The sequence below is a fragment of the Mucilaginibacter pedocola genome (genome assembly GCF_002013915.1).
Taxonomy (GTDB): domain Bacteria; phylum Bacteroidota; class Bacteroidia; order Sphingobacteriales; family Sphingobacteriaceae; genus Mucilaginibacter; species Mucilaginibacter pedocola.
Map to the genome: position 1 here is coordinate 142,956 of NZ_MBTF01000002.1, position 12,479 is coordinate 155,434.

The 12,479-nt window shown below is 39.9% G+C and carries 8 protein-coding genes and 1 tRNA gene; 5 read left to right on the plus strand and 4 right to left on the minus strand.

Annotation, left to right across the window (positions count from 1 at the left end):
* The first annotated feature begins 32 nt into the window (after positions 1 to 32).
* The 3 genes from BC343_RS04970 to BC343_RS04985 all read left to right on the plus strand — a co-directional run bounded on the left by BC343_RS04970 (position 33) and on the right by BC343_RS04985 (position 4,366).
* Positions 33 to 1,694, plus strand: a complete 1,662-nt coding sequence (locus tag BC343_RS04970) for an AIPR family protein (RefSeq protein ID WP_162276821.1) — start codon at positions 33 to 35, stop codon at positions 1,692 to 1,694.
* A 673-nt stretch (positions 1,695 to 2,367) separates the two neighbouring features.
* Positions 2,368 to 2,589 (plus strand): helix-turn-helix domain-containing protein, encoded by a 222-nt coding sequence (locus BC343_RS31935; protein ID WP_078346636.1) that lies wholly within the window; start codon positions 2,368 to 2,370, stop codon positions 2,587 to 2,589.
* Between the two features lie 862 nt (positions 2,590 to 3,451).
* On the plus strand, positions 3,452 to 4,366 hold the full coding sequence (locus BC343_RS04985) for an ArdC family protein (protein WP_162276822.1): 915 nt from the start codon (positions 3,452 to 3,454) through the stop codon (positions 4,364 to 4,366).
* Between the two features lie 57 nt (positions 4,367 to 4,423).
* Here the strand turns inward: BC343_RS04985 and BC343_RS04990 are convergent, their stop codons facing one another.
* A complete protein-coding gene (locus BC343_RS04990) occupies positions 4,424 to 4,891 on the minus strand; it encodes a hypothetical protein (RefSeq protein WP_078346639.1) in 468 nt (155 codons plus the stop codon).
* A gap of 873 nt (positions 4,892 to 5,764) precedes the next feature.
* Here BC343_RS04990 and BC343_RS04995 point away from each other — a divergent pair.
* Positions 5,765 to 5,838, plus strand: a tRNA-Pro gene (locus tag BC343_RS04995).
* Positions 5,839 to 6,422: 584 nt separating this feature from the next.
* On the opposite strand, the gene BC343_RS31315 is transcribed toward BC343_RS04995, so the two are convergent.
* From BC343_RS31315 to BC343_RS05010, 3 genes are all read right to left on the minus strand, one after another.
* Complete coding sequence (locus BC343_RS31315; RefSeq protein ID WP_202909731.1) at positions 6,423 to 6,908, minus strand: hypothetical protein; 486 nt, start codon at positions 6,906 to 6,908, stop codon at positions 6,423 to 6,425.
* Between the two features lie 86 nt (positions 6,909 to 6,994).
* Positions 6,995 to 9,595: an MGH1-like glycoside hydrolase domain-containing protein gene (locus BC343_RS05005; protein ID WP_078346768.1), complete on the minus strand. Its 2,601-nt coding sequence runs from the start codon at positions 9,593 to 9,595 to the stop codon at positions 6,995 to 6,997.
* A 220-nt stretch (positions 9,596 to 9,815) separates the two neighbouring features.
* The gene (locus tag BC343_RS05010; RefSeq protein WP_078346770.1) at positions 9,816 to 10,676 is read right to left on the minus strand and encodes an OmpA/MotB family protein; all 861 of its coding nucleotides are present in this window, start codon (positions 10,674 to 10,676) and stop codon (positions 9,816 to 9,818) included.
* A gap of 246 nt (positions 10,677 to 10,922) precedes the next feature.
* Here BC343_RS05010 and BC343_RS05015 point away from each other — a divergent pair, with 246 nt between their 5' ends.
* Positions 10,923 to 12,413 (plus strand): M28 family metallopeptidase, encoded by a 1,491-nt coding sequence (locus tag BC343_RS05015; protein WP_078346640.1) that lies wholly within the window; start codon positions 10,923 to 10,925, stop codon positions 12,411 to 12,413.
* Positions 12,414 to 12,479 lie beyond the last annotated feature (66 nt).

A 12,479-nucleotide genomic window follows, 5' to 3' on the forward strand; every position in this document is an offset into this window, starting at 1 on the left:
GCTGTTTCAATAATTTTCTTATCGATAACGAATTGGACGAAATTGACAAGGGAATTGGATTTGAGCTTTTCTGTGCAACAATGATCACCAAACAGTTGAACGTTTCTTTTGAGGATATTCAGGATAGCTTAGTAGGTGGGGGTAATGACGGAGGTATTGATGCTTTTATAATTCTGATAAATGACGACTGCATTAATTCCTTAGATCAATTAAGCAGTATTAAAATTAATGGGGATACTAAACTCCATATTCTAATAAATCAATCAAAGCGTGAAAATAGTTTTACAGAATCAACTATTGATAAGCTATTAGCGTCGGTCCCGATAATATTTTCGTTTTGCTCAGTGAAGGAGTTAAATTTAAGATTTAATCAGGGGTTGCTTGAAAAAGTTCTGATTTTTAGAAAACTTTGGGAATCGTTAGCTTTAAAAGGAGGTCATATAACCGTGTCATACAGCTATAGTTGTCTTGCGTCAGAACGGACATTCAGTAAAGCATATGAGCACAAAATAGAACAATTGGTTCGAGATACGAAGTCCCAATTGAATGTTAGTAAGGTGAATTGCACGTTTGCAAACCTTAGTTGCACTGAATTATTAAAATCTTACCAATATGCCAAATCTAATAGACTTAAATTAACATTTAAACAACCGCCACTATCGATAAGCTACGGAAAGTCCGGTATCGGATATATCGGTGTCGTAAAACTGAGTGATTTTTACGATTTTATAAAAGAGAATGGAAATATTAGAGAGGACCTGTTTGAAAGTAACATAAGGCATTACCAAGGTGAGGTTGATGTTAATAATAAAATTAAAAACACTCTGCTTAATGATACCGTTCGGGACTTTTGGTGGCTTAATAATGGTGTAACAATAATCGCTACGGATCCTTACCCATTTGGCGAATCTTTAACGATTGATAATATTCAAATAGTTAATGGGCTTCAAACCAGTTATAGCATTGGTCAGCATTATAATAGTCCGCAAGAAGAGCATCGGTCAGTTTTAGTCAAGGTTGTAATTAATTCGGACAAGGAGACTGTAGACAAGATTATTGCCTCTACTAACGATCAAAATGCTGTTTCACCAACATTGTTGAGAGCAAGTGATGATACTCAAAAGAACTTAGAAATGTACTTTTTGTCTAAAGGGTATTTTTATGATCGGCGTAAGAATTTTTATAAGAACCAAGGGAAACCCTTAAATAAAATCGTAAGCATTCAGTTTACTGCGCAAGCAATAGAAAGTGTTCTATATTCAAATCCTTCAGCAGCTAGGTCAAAGCCGACGACTTTAATCAAAGATAATAGTTCTTACAAAAGAATATTTAACACAGATATAAGCTTTGAGGCGTACTTGCGTTGTTGTCAAATTGTACAAAACACATTTGAACTATTTTCCAAAGAACAGAATAACACAAGAATTGCTTTTTCAAATTTTAAATTACATATAGCAAGAATTTATGCATCATTATTATTACAGAAACCAACTTTTCAAGCACATGATTTAATTTCACTTGATATCAAATTGTTTAACTCGGCAACACTCAAAACCTCAATCATGATTCTTGACAACTGTATTGATCAATATATGGGCGAGCACCCTGAAGAACTATTGAGTAATATTAGTAAGAGCAAGTCATTTGACGCAATCATGCTTAAACTAATTGAGCAAACCTACGACATTGTTTAAGGTAAATTATGTTATACTTCTAAACTGTAACAACAGGTTCATTAAAGGGAATATGCGATTATACTAACTATTTATTCCACGTGGAGCACCTGCCATTTGTCCATTGATTAACTTTCTCAAGTTATTAAAAGGCACTTGCCTCAATTGGAAGCACTATAACACCGGGCACTAAGCTGGCTCACCTTTTAATAAAATAGCGAAAAATGATTAAAGCAATCCCATTCACCAATTTTCAAGTCAGAATATATAATACCTGTATACATCGTATTTTCTTGAATTGAAAATCAAGCCATTGTGTTCAACTAAAGCAATGGATGTTGCAAAGACCGCTTCATGTAATATATTTGTTACATCGATTGAGCATTCTGCTCATTTGTGATAAGGTTTAGGTTAAGTCCCCAAGCAGCGAGTGTACGGGGACTTTATTAGTTTTAGATTGAATTGCAAATTAAAAACGCCCACTTAAATGGATTAAGTGAGCGTCGCTTTTATAATCAAGCTGTCCCCCGAATGCTTGATATTAAATTGACAATTATCAATAATAAAGGTTTTAATTTAGGAGCAAATTAAGCGTATCGACATCTTCATTATTGCTTCAGATATCCGTTAAGTATTATACACGTTAAGTAAACAACCTACCCAAAAAAGTGTTGTTTATATCAAATTTTAACCAATGTATAACAATAAATTGATAGCTATAGCTATAAGGGACCGGCGCCTACAACTCAATTACACTCAGGAATATATTGCCAGTCAGTTAAACATGTCTCAAAATGCCTATAGCAAATTGGAATTGGGACAGACCAAAGTCACACTTGAGCGGTTTATTCAATTATGTGATATTTTAGAGACCGAAATGTTAGAACTCTTAAAACCTTGTTTACAAGTTGCGTAAACATTCAGTGTTACCGTTATCTCGACTTAAGAGTCGGAGGCTCCACCGAATCATGGGTCAATCAATAAGCAGTTGCCGCGAGAGCATCATTGTAACTGCGAATTACACAAGGTTATTCTAAATGGTTCTCTAAAATCTCATAATTCGTTACAATAATATCTTTGTGATATATCCTGCCTGTACCCGCGTCGGGTAATACGGTTGTTTGTAGTTTGCCCTCCACGTATAATTTAGTCCCGGTTTTGAGCTTAATAAGTTCACTAACCGATTGTCCGATTGGTATCTTTATTCGGTGGATTTCGTTGTGCCCAATCATATTATTATTTCGATTAATTTTCTCTGCAGTACATAGTAAAAATGTAATGAATTCCGAATTACTTACCACTGGGCTATCTATATACCCCAGCAAAATTACCTTGTTGACCGAGTAATTGTATGACATATCTAAATAGTGAGACCTTTGATGCAGGTAATTTATGGCTAGCCTATTGCAAATTTAATAAATCAGTTTGACGAAGCCTGGTTTGTTGGAAGAGAAGTGCATACATAGAATGTGAATTGCTTTTATAATTCTTAGCAAGGATATATATATCTTAAAGATTTGCCTAACTAAGGAATAATCAATCCCGGCAAGCAAAGTTAGCCAGTTAAGCAGGAAACGGTTTCCTTACCCTCACGTGCCAACTACTCAAGGTGGTATCAAAAACTTTTAAGCTTTCACGGCATAAACCCGCTATGCCCATGCTCTGCCTATTTATTCCATGGTCATAAAAGTTGTTTGCTCTCCACCTTGACCTTATTCCTTCTTCCTGGCTGTATGGCTGCCATAATTAATTATTTATCCATTAAATCATTTAACGACATGGCAACTTCAACAAGTTCAGAACCGGTTACATTCAAAGACACCTATCAGGAAGTAACAGATGCAGTAATCAGAGCATTAGAAGAGGGAACAGTGATATGGCAATGCCCTTGGAATCAGGTTGGACTACCAAAGAACATTACCACCAATGTAAACTATCGAGGCTGGAACATATTCCTTCTTAACTTCCATTCTACAATCAAAGGTTACCCAACTCCTTATTACATTACTTTCAAACAGGCGCAGCACCTTAAAGGCTCGATAAAGAAGGGCGAGAAAGGGATAAGGATAATTTATTGGGCAGAGATTACACTTAAAAACAGCGCTGATGCTAATACGCACCCGGCAGTTGATGAAACTGGAAAGCCTAAAACAATAATGGTTCCCAAAGTCTATAACGTATTCAATATTGCCCAAACAGAAGGAATTGAATTCCCACATTTTGAATCTGAAGAACGGAACGAATTTGAAACAATAGAAGCCTGTGAAAATGTTGTCGCCAATATGCCTAACAAGCCCACTATACGCAAGAATGGTACAAATGCATATTACCAGCCGTCAACCGACACCGTTACCGTACCGAGCTTAAAAAGATCAAAGTCTAACGAAGAGTATTACAATACATTATTCCATGAACTGGCACACAGCACCGGTCATGAAAGTAGATTGAATAGAATGGAACTTATGCAATCAGATGGCTACGGTAAAACCGATTATGCTAAAGAAGAACTTACTGCAGAAATGACTGCAGCTTTCTTATCAGCCATAACCGGTATTAGTCAGCCAGTTTTTGATAATAGTGCAGCATATATCCAAGGGTGGCTCAAAGCGCTTAAGAATGATAAAACGTTAGTCATAAAAGCTGCCACGCAAGCACAACGAGCAGCTGACTACATTTTATCCGTGGAACATTAACCATCGTAAGTTAAAGCCCGTTAGGGCTTATTCTTACTTTATAACACATTTTATAGATTAAAATAAGATCATAGGTGGAGAGATATTGCAAGATCTTACGTCCCCAGTTGCGATTTGATAATAGGCTGTTCCTATTTCGTCAGTAAACTCAACACCAAAATTAATTTGCAATCCCTCATTTGACCATGGACCACTAAATATTCTTATAGGTTGATCAACTGCAAAATAGGGGGTTTCAAATTGAGAATACACTTTTACTCCATCGATAATTTTATAGGGCTTTAGATTAAGTGCGACGTTCTTTTTAAGTATCACAAATACCTCATGAGGGTCTTTATTATAGGGTCGAATATCCATTATAAATTCCGGACGGATAGACAGTAAGAATTTTTTATTTTCTAATTCTCTAGCGGTAAGTTGAGATTTTAAAACCTTGTTTTGTATTCGAAATGCACTGTAAGCAAGTACCAGGCTTAATGGAGTTATGATTAGTTGAGCTAATTTTAAAACATTATCTAAAGTCATCGCCGAGAAGGTTAATTTTTAAAGCAAACATCCAATATAATAAATATCTAATGCACCCAATTGCTTTCTGCTGATTTAAATTTTATGATGTCTTTCTACTTTATTAAAAGGTCACTTGGGCGTGTCATTCATTGAATGCCGAACCTGGCAAAATGCTTCTTTACCTTTTAAAACATTAGGGCAACATCGCACTTAACATCCCACTGAGGCTTTCTTTCTCAAATTCACCAAATAATAATCTACTACCAAATAGATAACATGGGGTTATAAAATCCAATTATTGAAAATCGTAGTAGTAGATTTTAGAAATCTCAACTCAGAATTTTATTACCCTCTATAAATTAAGAAATTTTAATTTTTCTGAATTGACAGAAATGGCATTTAAACAGCTATTAAGCAGTTTACCTTTTAAATAAATAGGGAAGAGTAGCAATCAACAATCTCAAACAACATTCACCTAATTCAGAATTTTAACTACCCTTATAAAAGTAAAAAATTAAGAATTTCTGAATTGGAAGTTGAGTGTGTAAAATGAATTATTAAGCAAAGTTACGATTATAGCTGCTGAAGCGAGGCAAGGAACTACGGCATAAACCCACATAGCTGCCACACAATCCATTTATTCCGTTCCTCCTTGCTCTTGATTGCTATAATCGTGCATAGGCATCATAATTCATTTATTCACTTAATAAATATAACATGAGGTATTTCAATTTTAATTCAAGCTAGTATATTTGCAGCCCAATGTGTACTACTCTGTGTACTACCATTAAAAAATCAAAGAATAAATAATCAAGTTAAACCTAGCATGAGGTTGTAAAAAACACCGTTTGCAAGATGGAAAGAGAGATTATTTAGAACAATTCATTTGTTCGGGATGTAGCGTAGCCCGGTATCGCGCCAGCATGGGGTGCTGGAGGTCGGAAGTTCGAATCTTCTCATCCCGACGAGAAAGTAAGAAGCCTTAAGTTGAAAGACTTGAGGCTTCTTACTTTGTAAAGAATTGTAATGACATTGCAAAGAAAGATACTTATATACATTTCAGGAAAATCAAACTAAAGCGAAGCTAAAGTGTTGAATTTGTGTTGCAAAAGTGTCGAATTAAGTTTATTTTTGTACTGCCCTGTCAAAGCGAAGGCCTACGTTCCACGTGGGAACTTTTTTAGCTACGATGGGGCTTTTTATTTCTTAAATTTTGCGTTATCCACTCTGTGGTCTTTTGGTTTAAAATTCCAATGACGATAAGGGTCAGTCCATCGTTCAGTAAATCCGCCACTTGTACTTACCCCAATATTGAATCTTGGCTTAATATCTCTAATATGTGCCAGTATATGTTTATATAAGTCTTCCTTAGCAATAGTGCGTTTACCTCGCCGGTGTTCGCCTACAGGTATTGCCTTATGTAAGTTATTAAGGCGAAAGGCCATACATCCGAGAATAATGTCCATACATTGCAAAATCACATGTCGGTTTGAATCAACGTCTACAATATCATCACGTCGTATGCAAATACGGGAATGAACAAATTGGTTTAAAGACTGTATGCCAAATATTTTACTTTTAAATTCCTCGCACCGCAGTTTATTATCGGGTAATTCATCAAAAAAATTCTTAGATATCTCTTTTCGTTAATTTCTTCTTCTGGTATACAGGCAAAACCAAACGCATGTTTTATGAACTGGTAATAAAGTAAAAAGAAGCCATTGTCCTTTTGCGACTGTGTTAAATTGATGGCCTCATACGCAGATTGGCGAAACATGATGCGTATTTTAAGTTTACCTGATTTGATTAAATCAAAGTACTCATCAATGAGACCTTTATATTTAGATAAATAATTGCTCGTAACTTTAGTCCACTTAACTTCTTTGTGTAGGTTAAGTTCGGCTTTTTTAGCTTCAAGCCGATTAACGATCTCTTCCAAATTACTGGAATCAAGAAGCGCCCCACCGTAAAAATCAGAATAGTAAGTCCCAGTCTCAACAGATTCATCGCAGTAAAGCAGATATTCCTTTGCCATTGTTCAAATATAGCCCCTTTGTTAATTGATTACTCGCCGGTCTGTAATCCATTAGTAGCCGAAACATAACTAATGGGCATAAATTTCTATTCATCCATCTCCAGCAATAAATTGGCAAATAGGGCCGTCCACCCGGTTTGGTGCGATGCGCCGAGGCCCTGCCCATTGTCGCCGTGGAAAAACTCGTAAAACAGGTGGTGGTCTTTAAAGTGTTCGCCGCTCCATTCTTTTTGTGTACTCGAATGGTATTGGTAAGCTCCATCTGCATCTCTTTCGAATATCTTCAAAAGCCGCTTGGTTAACTCGTTTGCAATTTGCTTCAGCGTTAGCTTATTTCCTGATCGCGCAGGGAACTCGTAGGTGTACGAATCGCCATAATACTCGTGGTATTTGCGGAGGGCGTTTATAATGAGATAGTTTATAGGCATCCATATCGGGCCGCGCCAATTGGAATTACCGCCGAACATAGCGCTCGAACTTTCACCTGGTTCGTATTGAATGCGAAACTCGGCCCCTTGATAGCCAAAAACAAAAGGCTTATCCTGGTAGTATTTAGATAGAGAACGAATGCCGTAATCTGATAAAAACTCATCCTCATCTAACAACCTTTTTAACAATTGCTCCAGGCGGTCGCCTATCATTAAGGCAAAGAGGTAATTGCCGTCGGCATTTTTCTTGTCGATGTCTGATATAACTTTCGTGAGGTCGGGGCGGGTTAGTTTGATGCTGCTGAGGCGGTTGTTGAATTCGCGCAGTTTCGAGAATATATCTGCCGGCATAATTTCCACCGCCAATAGCGGGATAATGCCCACCAGCGAACGTATCTTCAAACGCTGACTGGCCCCATTCTCAAATTGGATGGCATCATAATAAAAGCCGTCTTCCTCATCCCATAACGAAATATCGGTTTTACCCATACGTTGCATGGCCCAGCCAATATTTAAAAAGTGGCGGAAAAATTTAGCGGCAGATTCTTCGTAGGCTATATTATGTTGAGCAAGCTCGAGCGATATCCGCAGCATGTTGATGGCGTACATAGCCATCCAGCTGGTAGCATCAGCCTGCTGTAGTTTCTTAATGCCCGGCGGCATGTGGTTACGGTCGAATACACCGATGTTATCCAGCCCCAGGAAGCCTCCTTCAAAAATATCGGTACCGTTAGCATCTTTTTGGTTTACCCACCAGGTAAAGTTCATGAGCAGTTTTTGGAACGCTCGCTCCAGGAAATCCCAATCGGCTTTGCCGGTTTTCTTACGGTCGGCTTCAAAGCAATACCATACCCCCCAGGCATGCACCGGCGGGTTTACATCGCTAAAATTCCATTCATAAGCCGGAATTTGCCCGTTGGGATGCATGTAGTATTCGCGCAACACTACCAATAGTTGTTGCTTGGCAAACACCGGGTCTACGTGTACAAAACTTGCCGCGTGAAAGGCAAGGTCCCAGGCAGCAAACCATGGGTACTCCCACTTATCGGGCATTGATATGATGTTGCGACAGGTAAGGTGCTGCCAATCGTAATTGCGCTTAAAATTGCGTGGCGGGGTTGGGTCGTTAGGTTCGCCAAAAAGCCATTTAAAAATATCGAAGTAATAGAACTGTTTGGTCCAAAGTAGGCCACCAACCGCGCTTCTTAGTAATTGCTGTTGATTTGGTTGAAGCTTTTTAGGCGCAAGGTTTTTGTAATACTCGTCTGTTTCCGTCAATCGCGATTCAAGCACCTCGTCAAAATCTTCCCAGGGCAGTTCTGTTTTGCCGCGGCTCAGCCTTATTTTAAAGGTTTTAGAGCCCCCTGCTTCAATCTCGGCTTTTAGCCAAACAGCGGCTTTAGTTCCTTTTTTTTCAGGATTTACAGTTGGCTCGCCATTTACAACGTAATTGTTGATGCCGTCTTTAACAAAGGGCGTATCATTCTCTTTATGGAAGATACGCTGACTGTTGGTTTCATTCTCGCAAAACAATTGTTCGCCCCCTTGGTGGTAAAAGTAATATGCGCCGTTGCGCGTGGAAGTAGTTTGTATACAGCCTTCGGAAACCACCGCCATACCGGGTTTACTAAACCGTGGGTTGTGCCGCCAAAAATTGCGGAACCATAAATGTGGTAACACATGTATGGTGGCAGCTTCGGCGGCGCGGTTATGCACCGTTATTTTCATCAAAATATCTTTAACGCCGGCCTTTGCATACTCTATATAGCAGTCGAAATAACGCCCGTCTTTAAAGGCATCAGTATCTAATATCTCAAATTCGGGGCTTAGTCGGTCTCGCCTGTTGTTTTCCAACAGAGGCATATAGGGGTAAGCCTTTTGCGGGTATTTGTACAGGAATTTGCAATAAGAATGGGTGGGCGAAGAGTCTAAATGAAAATAAAGTTCTTTTACGTCTTCGCCGTGGTTGCCTTCATTATTGGTTAAGCCGAAGAGCCTTTCTTTTAAAATGGTATCGTTTCCGTTCCAAAAGGCGGGCGCAAGGCATAAAACCTGCTCGCTGTCGCAAAAGCCTCCAATCCCTTCTTCGCCCCAGCGGTAGGCATAACTGCGCGCCAGGTCGTGGTTAATATAGTCCCACGTGTTTCCGTTTTGGCTATAATCTTCCCTAACAGTACCCCATTGCCTTTCAGCAAGATATGGCCCCCATTGTTTCCAGTTTTTATCATTATGCGACTCCGAAAGCCTTATATTTTCCATAAATGTATCAAGCCTGTTTGGCAGCGTTGGCCACCCTATTGTGTACGCTAAGTTTTCGTCCCGAAAAGATAGCAAAATGTGCTTAATAACCGAGGCCTTTGTTGAATAACAATCTAAAATGCTTTGAAGCTGTGAGATAAAGCTTGTGGGTGCGGCCATATAAAACAAAACGCGGAGCAGCCATTGGCTACCCCGCGTTTTAAGCGTAATAAACTATATGTTATTGTTTGTTTTCGGGCGCTTTGTTTATCAGCTCCATAAACTGGTCGAGTTTTGGTGTAATGATAATTTGCGTACGCCTGTTTTTGCTTTTACCCGCTTCAGTAGTATTCTCTGCTATCGGGTTATACTCGCCGCGGCCACCTGCTGTTAAGCGTTTAGGATCTACCTGATAAGTATTTTGTAAGGCCATTACAACCGATGCCGCCCTCAGGGCGCTCAGGTCCCAGTTGTTGCGGATATTCTTTTGCGAAATCGGCACGTTGTCGGTATTACCTTCTATCAACACATCGTAGGTACTGTAGTCGGTAATGATCTTGGCAATTTTGCTCAGCGTAGCGCCGGCTTTGTCAGATATCTCGTAGCTGCCCGATTTGTAAAGCATATTATCGGCAAGCGAGATATAAACTACGCCCTTCAGCACTTGTACATCCACACCCTGTGCCTCAGTTTGGCTAAGCGAACGGGTAAGGTTGTTGGTTAGCACCAGGTTAAGCGAGTCGCTTTTGTTTTTGGCGTTCACCAATTGCTGAATGTAACGGTTTGATGAATTTATCTCGTCAACCAGTTTAGAGATGTTTACGTTACCCTGGCTGCCGGATGTTAAGCATTTATCGAGCGCGGCCTGCAATTGTTTTGCATTTGAGCGTTCGTTGGCCAGTTGCTCTTCCAGGCTTACTACACGCCCTGTACGTACGGCAAGGTTTTGTTCGCTGGTTAGGTATTTGGCTTTTAGATCACGGTTGCTGCTATCAAGCTGATTGTAGTTGGTTTGCAGGTCTTTATATTTTTTAGTGCTTACACAACTTTGGCCCACTACTGCAATTACGAGCAAAGCGGGGATAATTAATCGGAATTTCATGGTGTTGTATGTTTTTGATATCAAGTTAATTAATAGTACTTCATAACGCCCGGGGGTACAAAAAGTTTTAAGCGCCACTAAAACAGAGTGTAGGTTATGACGATATGATGAGAGTTTACACTGGGCGAAAAGATAAACGCCAGTTATAGAAAGGAAATAAATTAAGAGTAAATAAATTAAAAACATTTCAATAAATTAGCGCCCCGTATATCTCCCCTTTTTAAAACACTGCCTAAACAACCATAAATGCGCCTTTTCCCCCTTTTACTATTTTGCAGCACCATTTGCGCGGCGCAACAAAAAGCCATTACTGATATTGCCGGCGGTTGTTCTACTACAAACCTTAAAAAGAACTTGTATTACCTGGCATCGGCAAAAATGGAGGGGCGGGCCATGGGTAGCAAAGGAGATGTGCTTGCCGCAAATTATGTGGCAGCAGCTTATAAAGCCAACGGACTTACTGCGCCCTACGATAAAAACAGGTCGTATTTTCAATCGATAACAGCCATATTAAAGCAGGACAAAGCAACGCTAACGATTAACAATAAACGATTCGATATTTTCGATGGATGGCAATTATACCCGAGCCTGCCGGCAGATCTGAAGGATATGCCCGTTATTTTGGCTAACCACACCAGCCCCGATGATTTTTACCGCGACCTGCCACAAATGGAAGTACGTGAGAAGGCAGTAGTGCTGAACGGTGTTTTGATGGCTAAATTCTTTAAGTCGGGGATAGATAGTTTATCTAATGTATTAACTAAACGCGGCGCTTTGGCAATTATATGGAGTAGCCCTTCGGTATCAAAAGTATTGGACAGGCAACGCTCAAGGAAATTTATTCCGCAATATGTGCAGCCACAAACTCCGGCACCCGGTAGTGTGTTGCCTCTTCCCGAAATTGCCCTTTCGCCCGAACGTTTGAAAACCCTGTTAGCGGCAGATAATTTAACCACCAATACCGATGGTACCCTGCAAAACCCCGGCGATAAAAATTACCGCGAATTAAAAACCATTGTAAGCGTAGAACTTAACCGACAATTTAAAGAAACGCATGCCCCTAACGTTATCGGTATGATAAAGGGCACCGATACATCATTAGCCAGCGTGGTAATATCTGCCCACCACGATCACGACGGTGTAAACGGTAAAGAAATTTATTATGGCGCGGTAGACAATGCCAGCGGAACGGTAGCCGTAATGGAAATTGCCGCGATGATGAACCGTGCTGTTAAACAAGGGCTGCGCCCCAAACGCACTATCGTGTTTGCTTCATTCACTGGTGAGGAGCGCGGATTGCTGGGTTCGGCTTGGTATGTGGCGCACCCGGTACAACCTATGGAAAAAACCTATGCCGTATTGAATATTGATATGATGGGCCGGCCGGATACCATTCATGTAAACCACAAAATGGCCGATAGCACCAACTACGCATACATATTGGTAAAAGATACGCTTAACCGCGGGTTACGCGATGCTTTGTATGGCGCCAACGATGCATCAACAAAACTCACCCTTGATACGCACTACGAAGCCCCTCAATATATAATGAGGCGTTTAACCGGGTCAGACCAGTATTACTTTTACCTAAAAGGCGTGCCTTTTATAAGGATAGATTGTGGTTTTAGTACCGATTACCACAAGCCAACCGACACACCCGACAGGGTGAACTACAGCCTGCTTACCAAGCAAACTCAATTGGCTTTTGTTACGCTTTGGAACCTCGCCAATAAATAGGCGGAGCCTTTTTCTGTAGGGTATCGTATTCTGCGTTTTTTTGTTTACCTTATCGGTAACTTTTTT

What these genes read in the sequence shown, in the direction of transcription:
- BC343_RS31935 (WP_078346636.1), top strand. Translation starts at nt 2,368, where the DNA reads ATGTATAACAATAAATTGATAGCTATAGCTATAAGGGACCGGCGCCTA.
- BC343_RS04990 (WP_078346639.1), bottom strand. Translation starts at nt 4,891, where the DNA reads ATGACTTTAGATAATGTTTTAAAATTAGCTCAACTAATCATAACTCCA.
- BC343_RS05015 (WP_078346640.1), top strand. Translation starts at nt 10,923, where the DNA reads ATGCGCCTTTTCCCCCTTTTACTATTTTGCAGCACCATTTGCGCGGCG.
- BC343_RS05005 (WP_078346768.1), bottom strand. Translation starts at nt 9,595, where the DNA reads ATGGAAAATATAAGGCTTTCGGAGTCGCATAATGATAAAAACTGGAAA.
- BC343_RS05010 (WP_078346770.1), bottom strand. Translation starts at nt 10,676, where the DNA reads ATGAAATTCCGATTAATTATCCCCGCTTTGCTCGTAATTGCAGTAGTG.
- BC343_RS31315 (WP_202909731.1), bottom strand. Translation starts at nt 6,908, where the DNA reads ATGGCAAAGGAATATCTGCTTTACTGCGATGAATCTGTTGAGACTGGG.
- BC343_RS04985 (WP_162276822.1), top strand. Translation starts at nt 3,452, where the DNA reads ATGGCAACTTCAACAAGTTCAGAACCGGTTACATTCAAAGACACCTAT.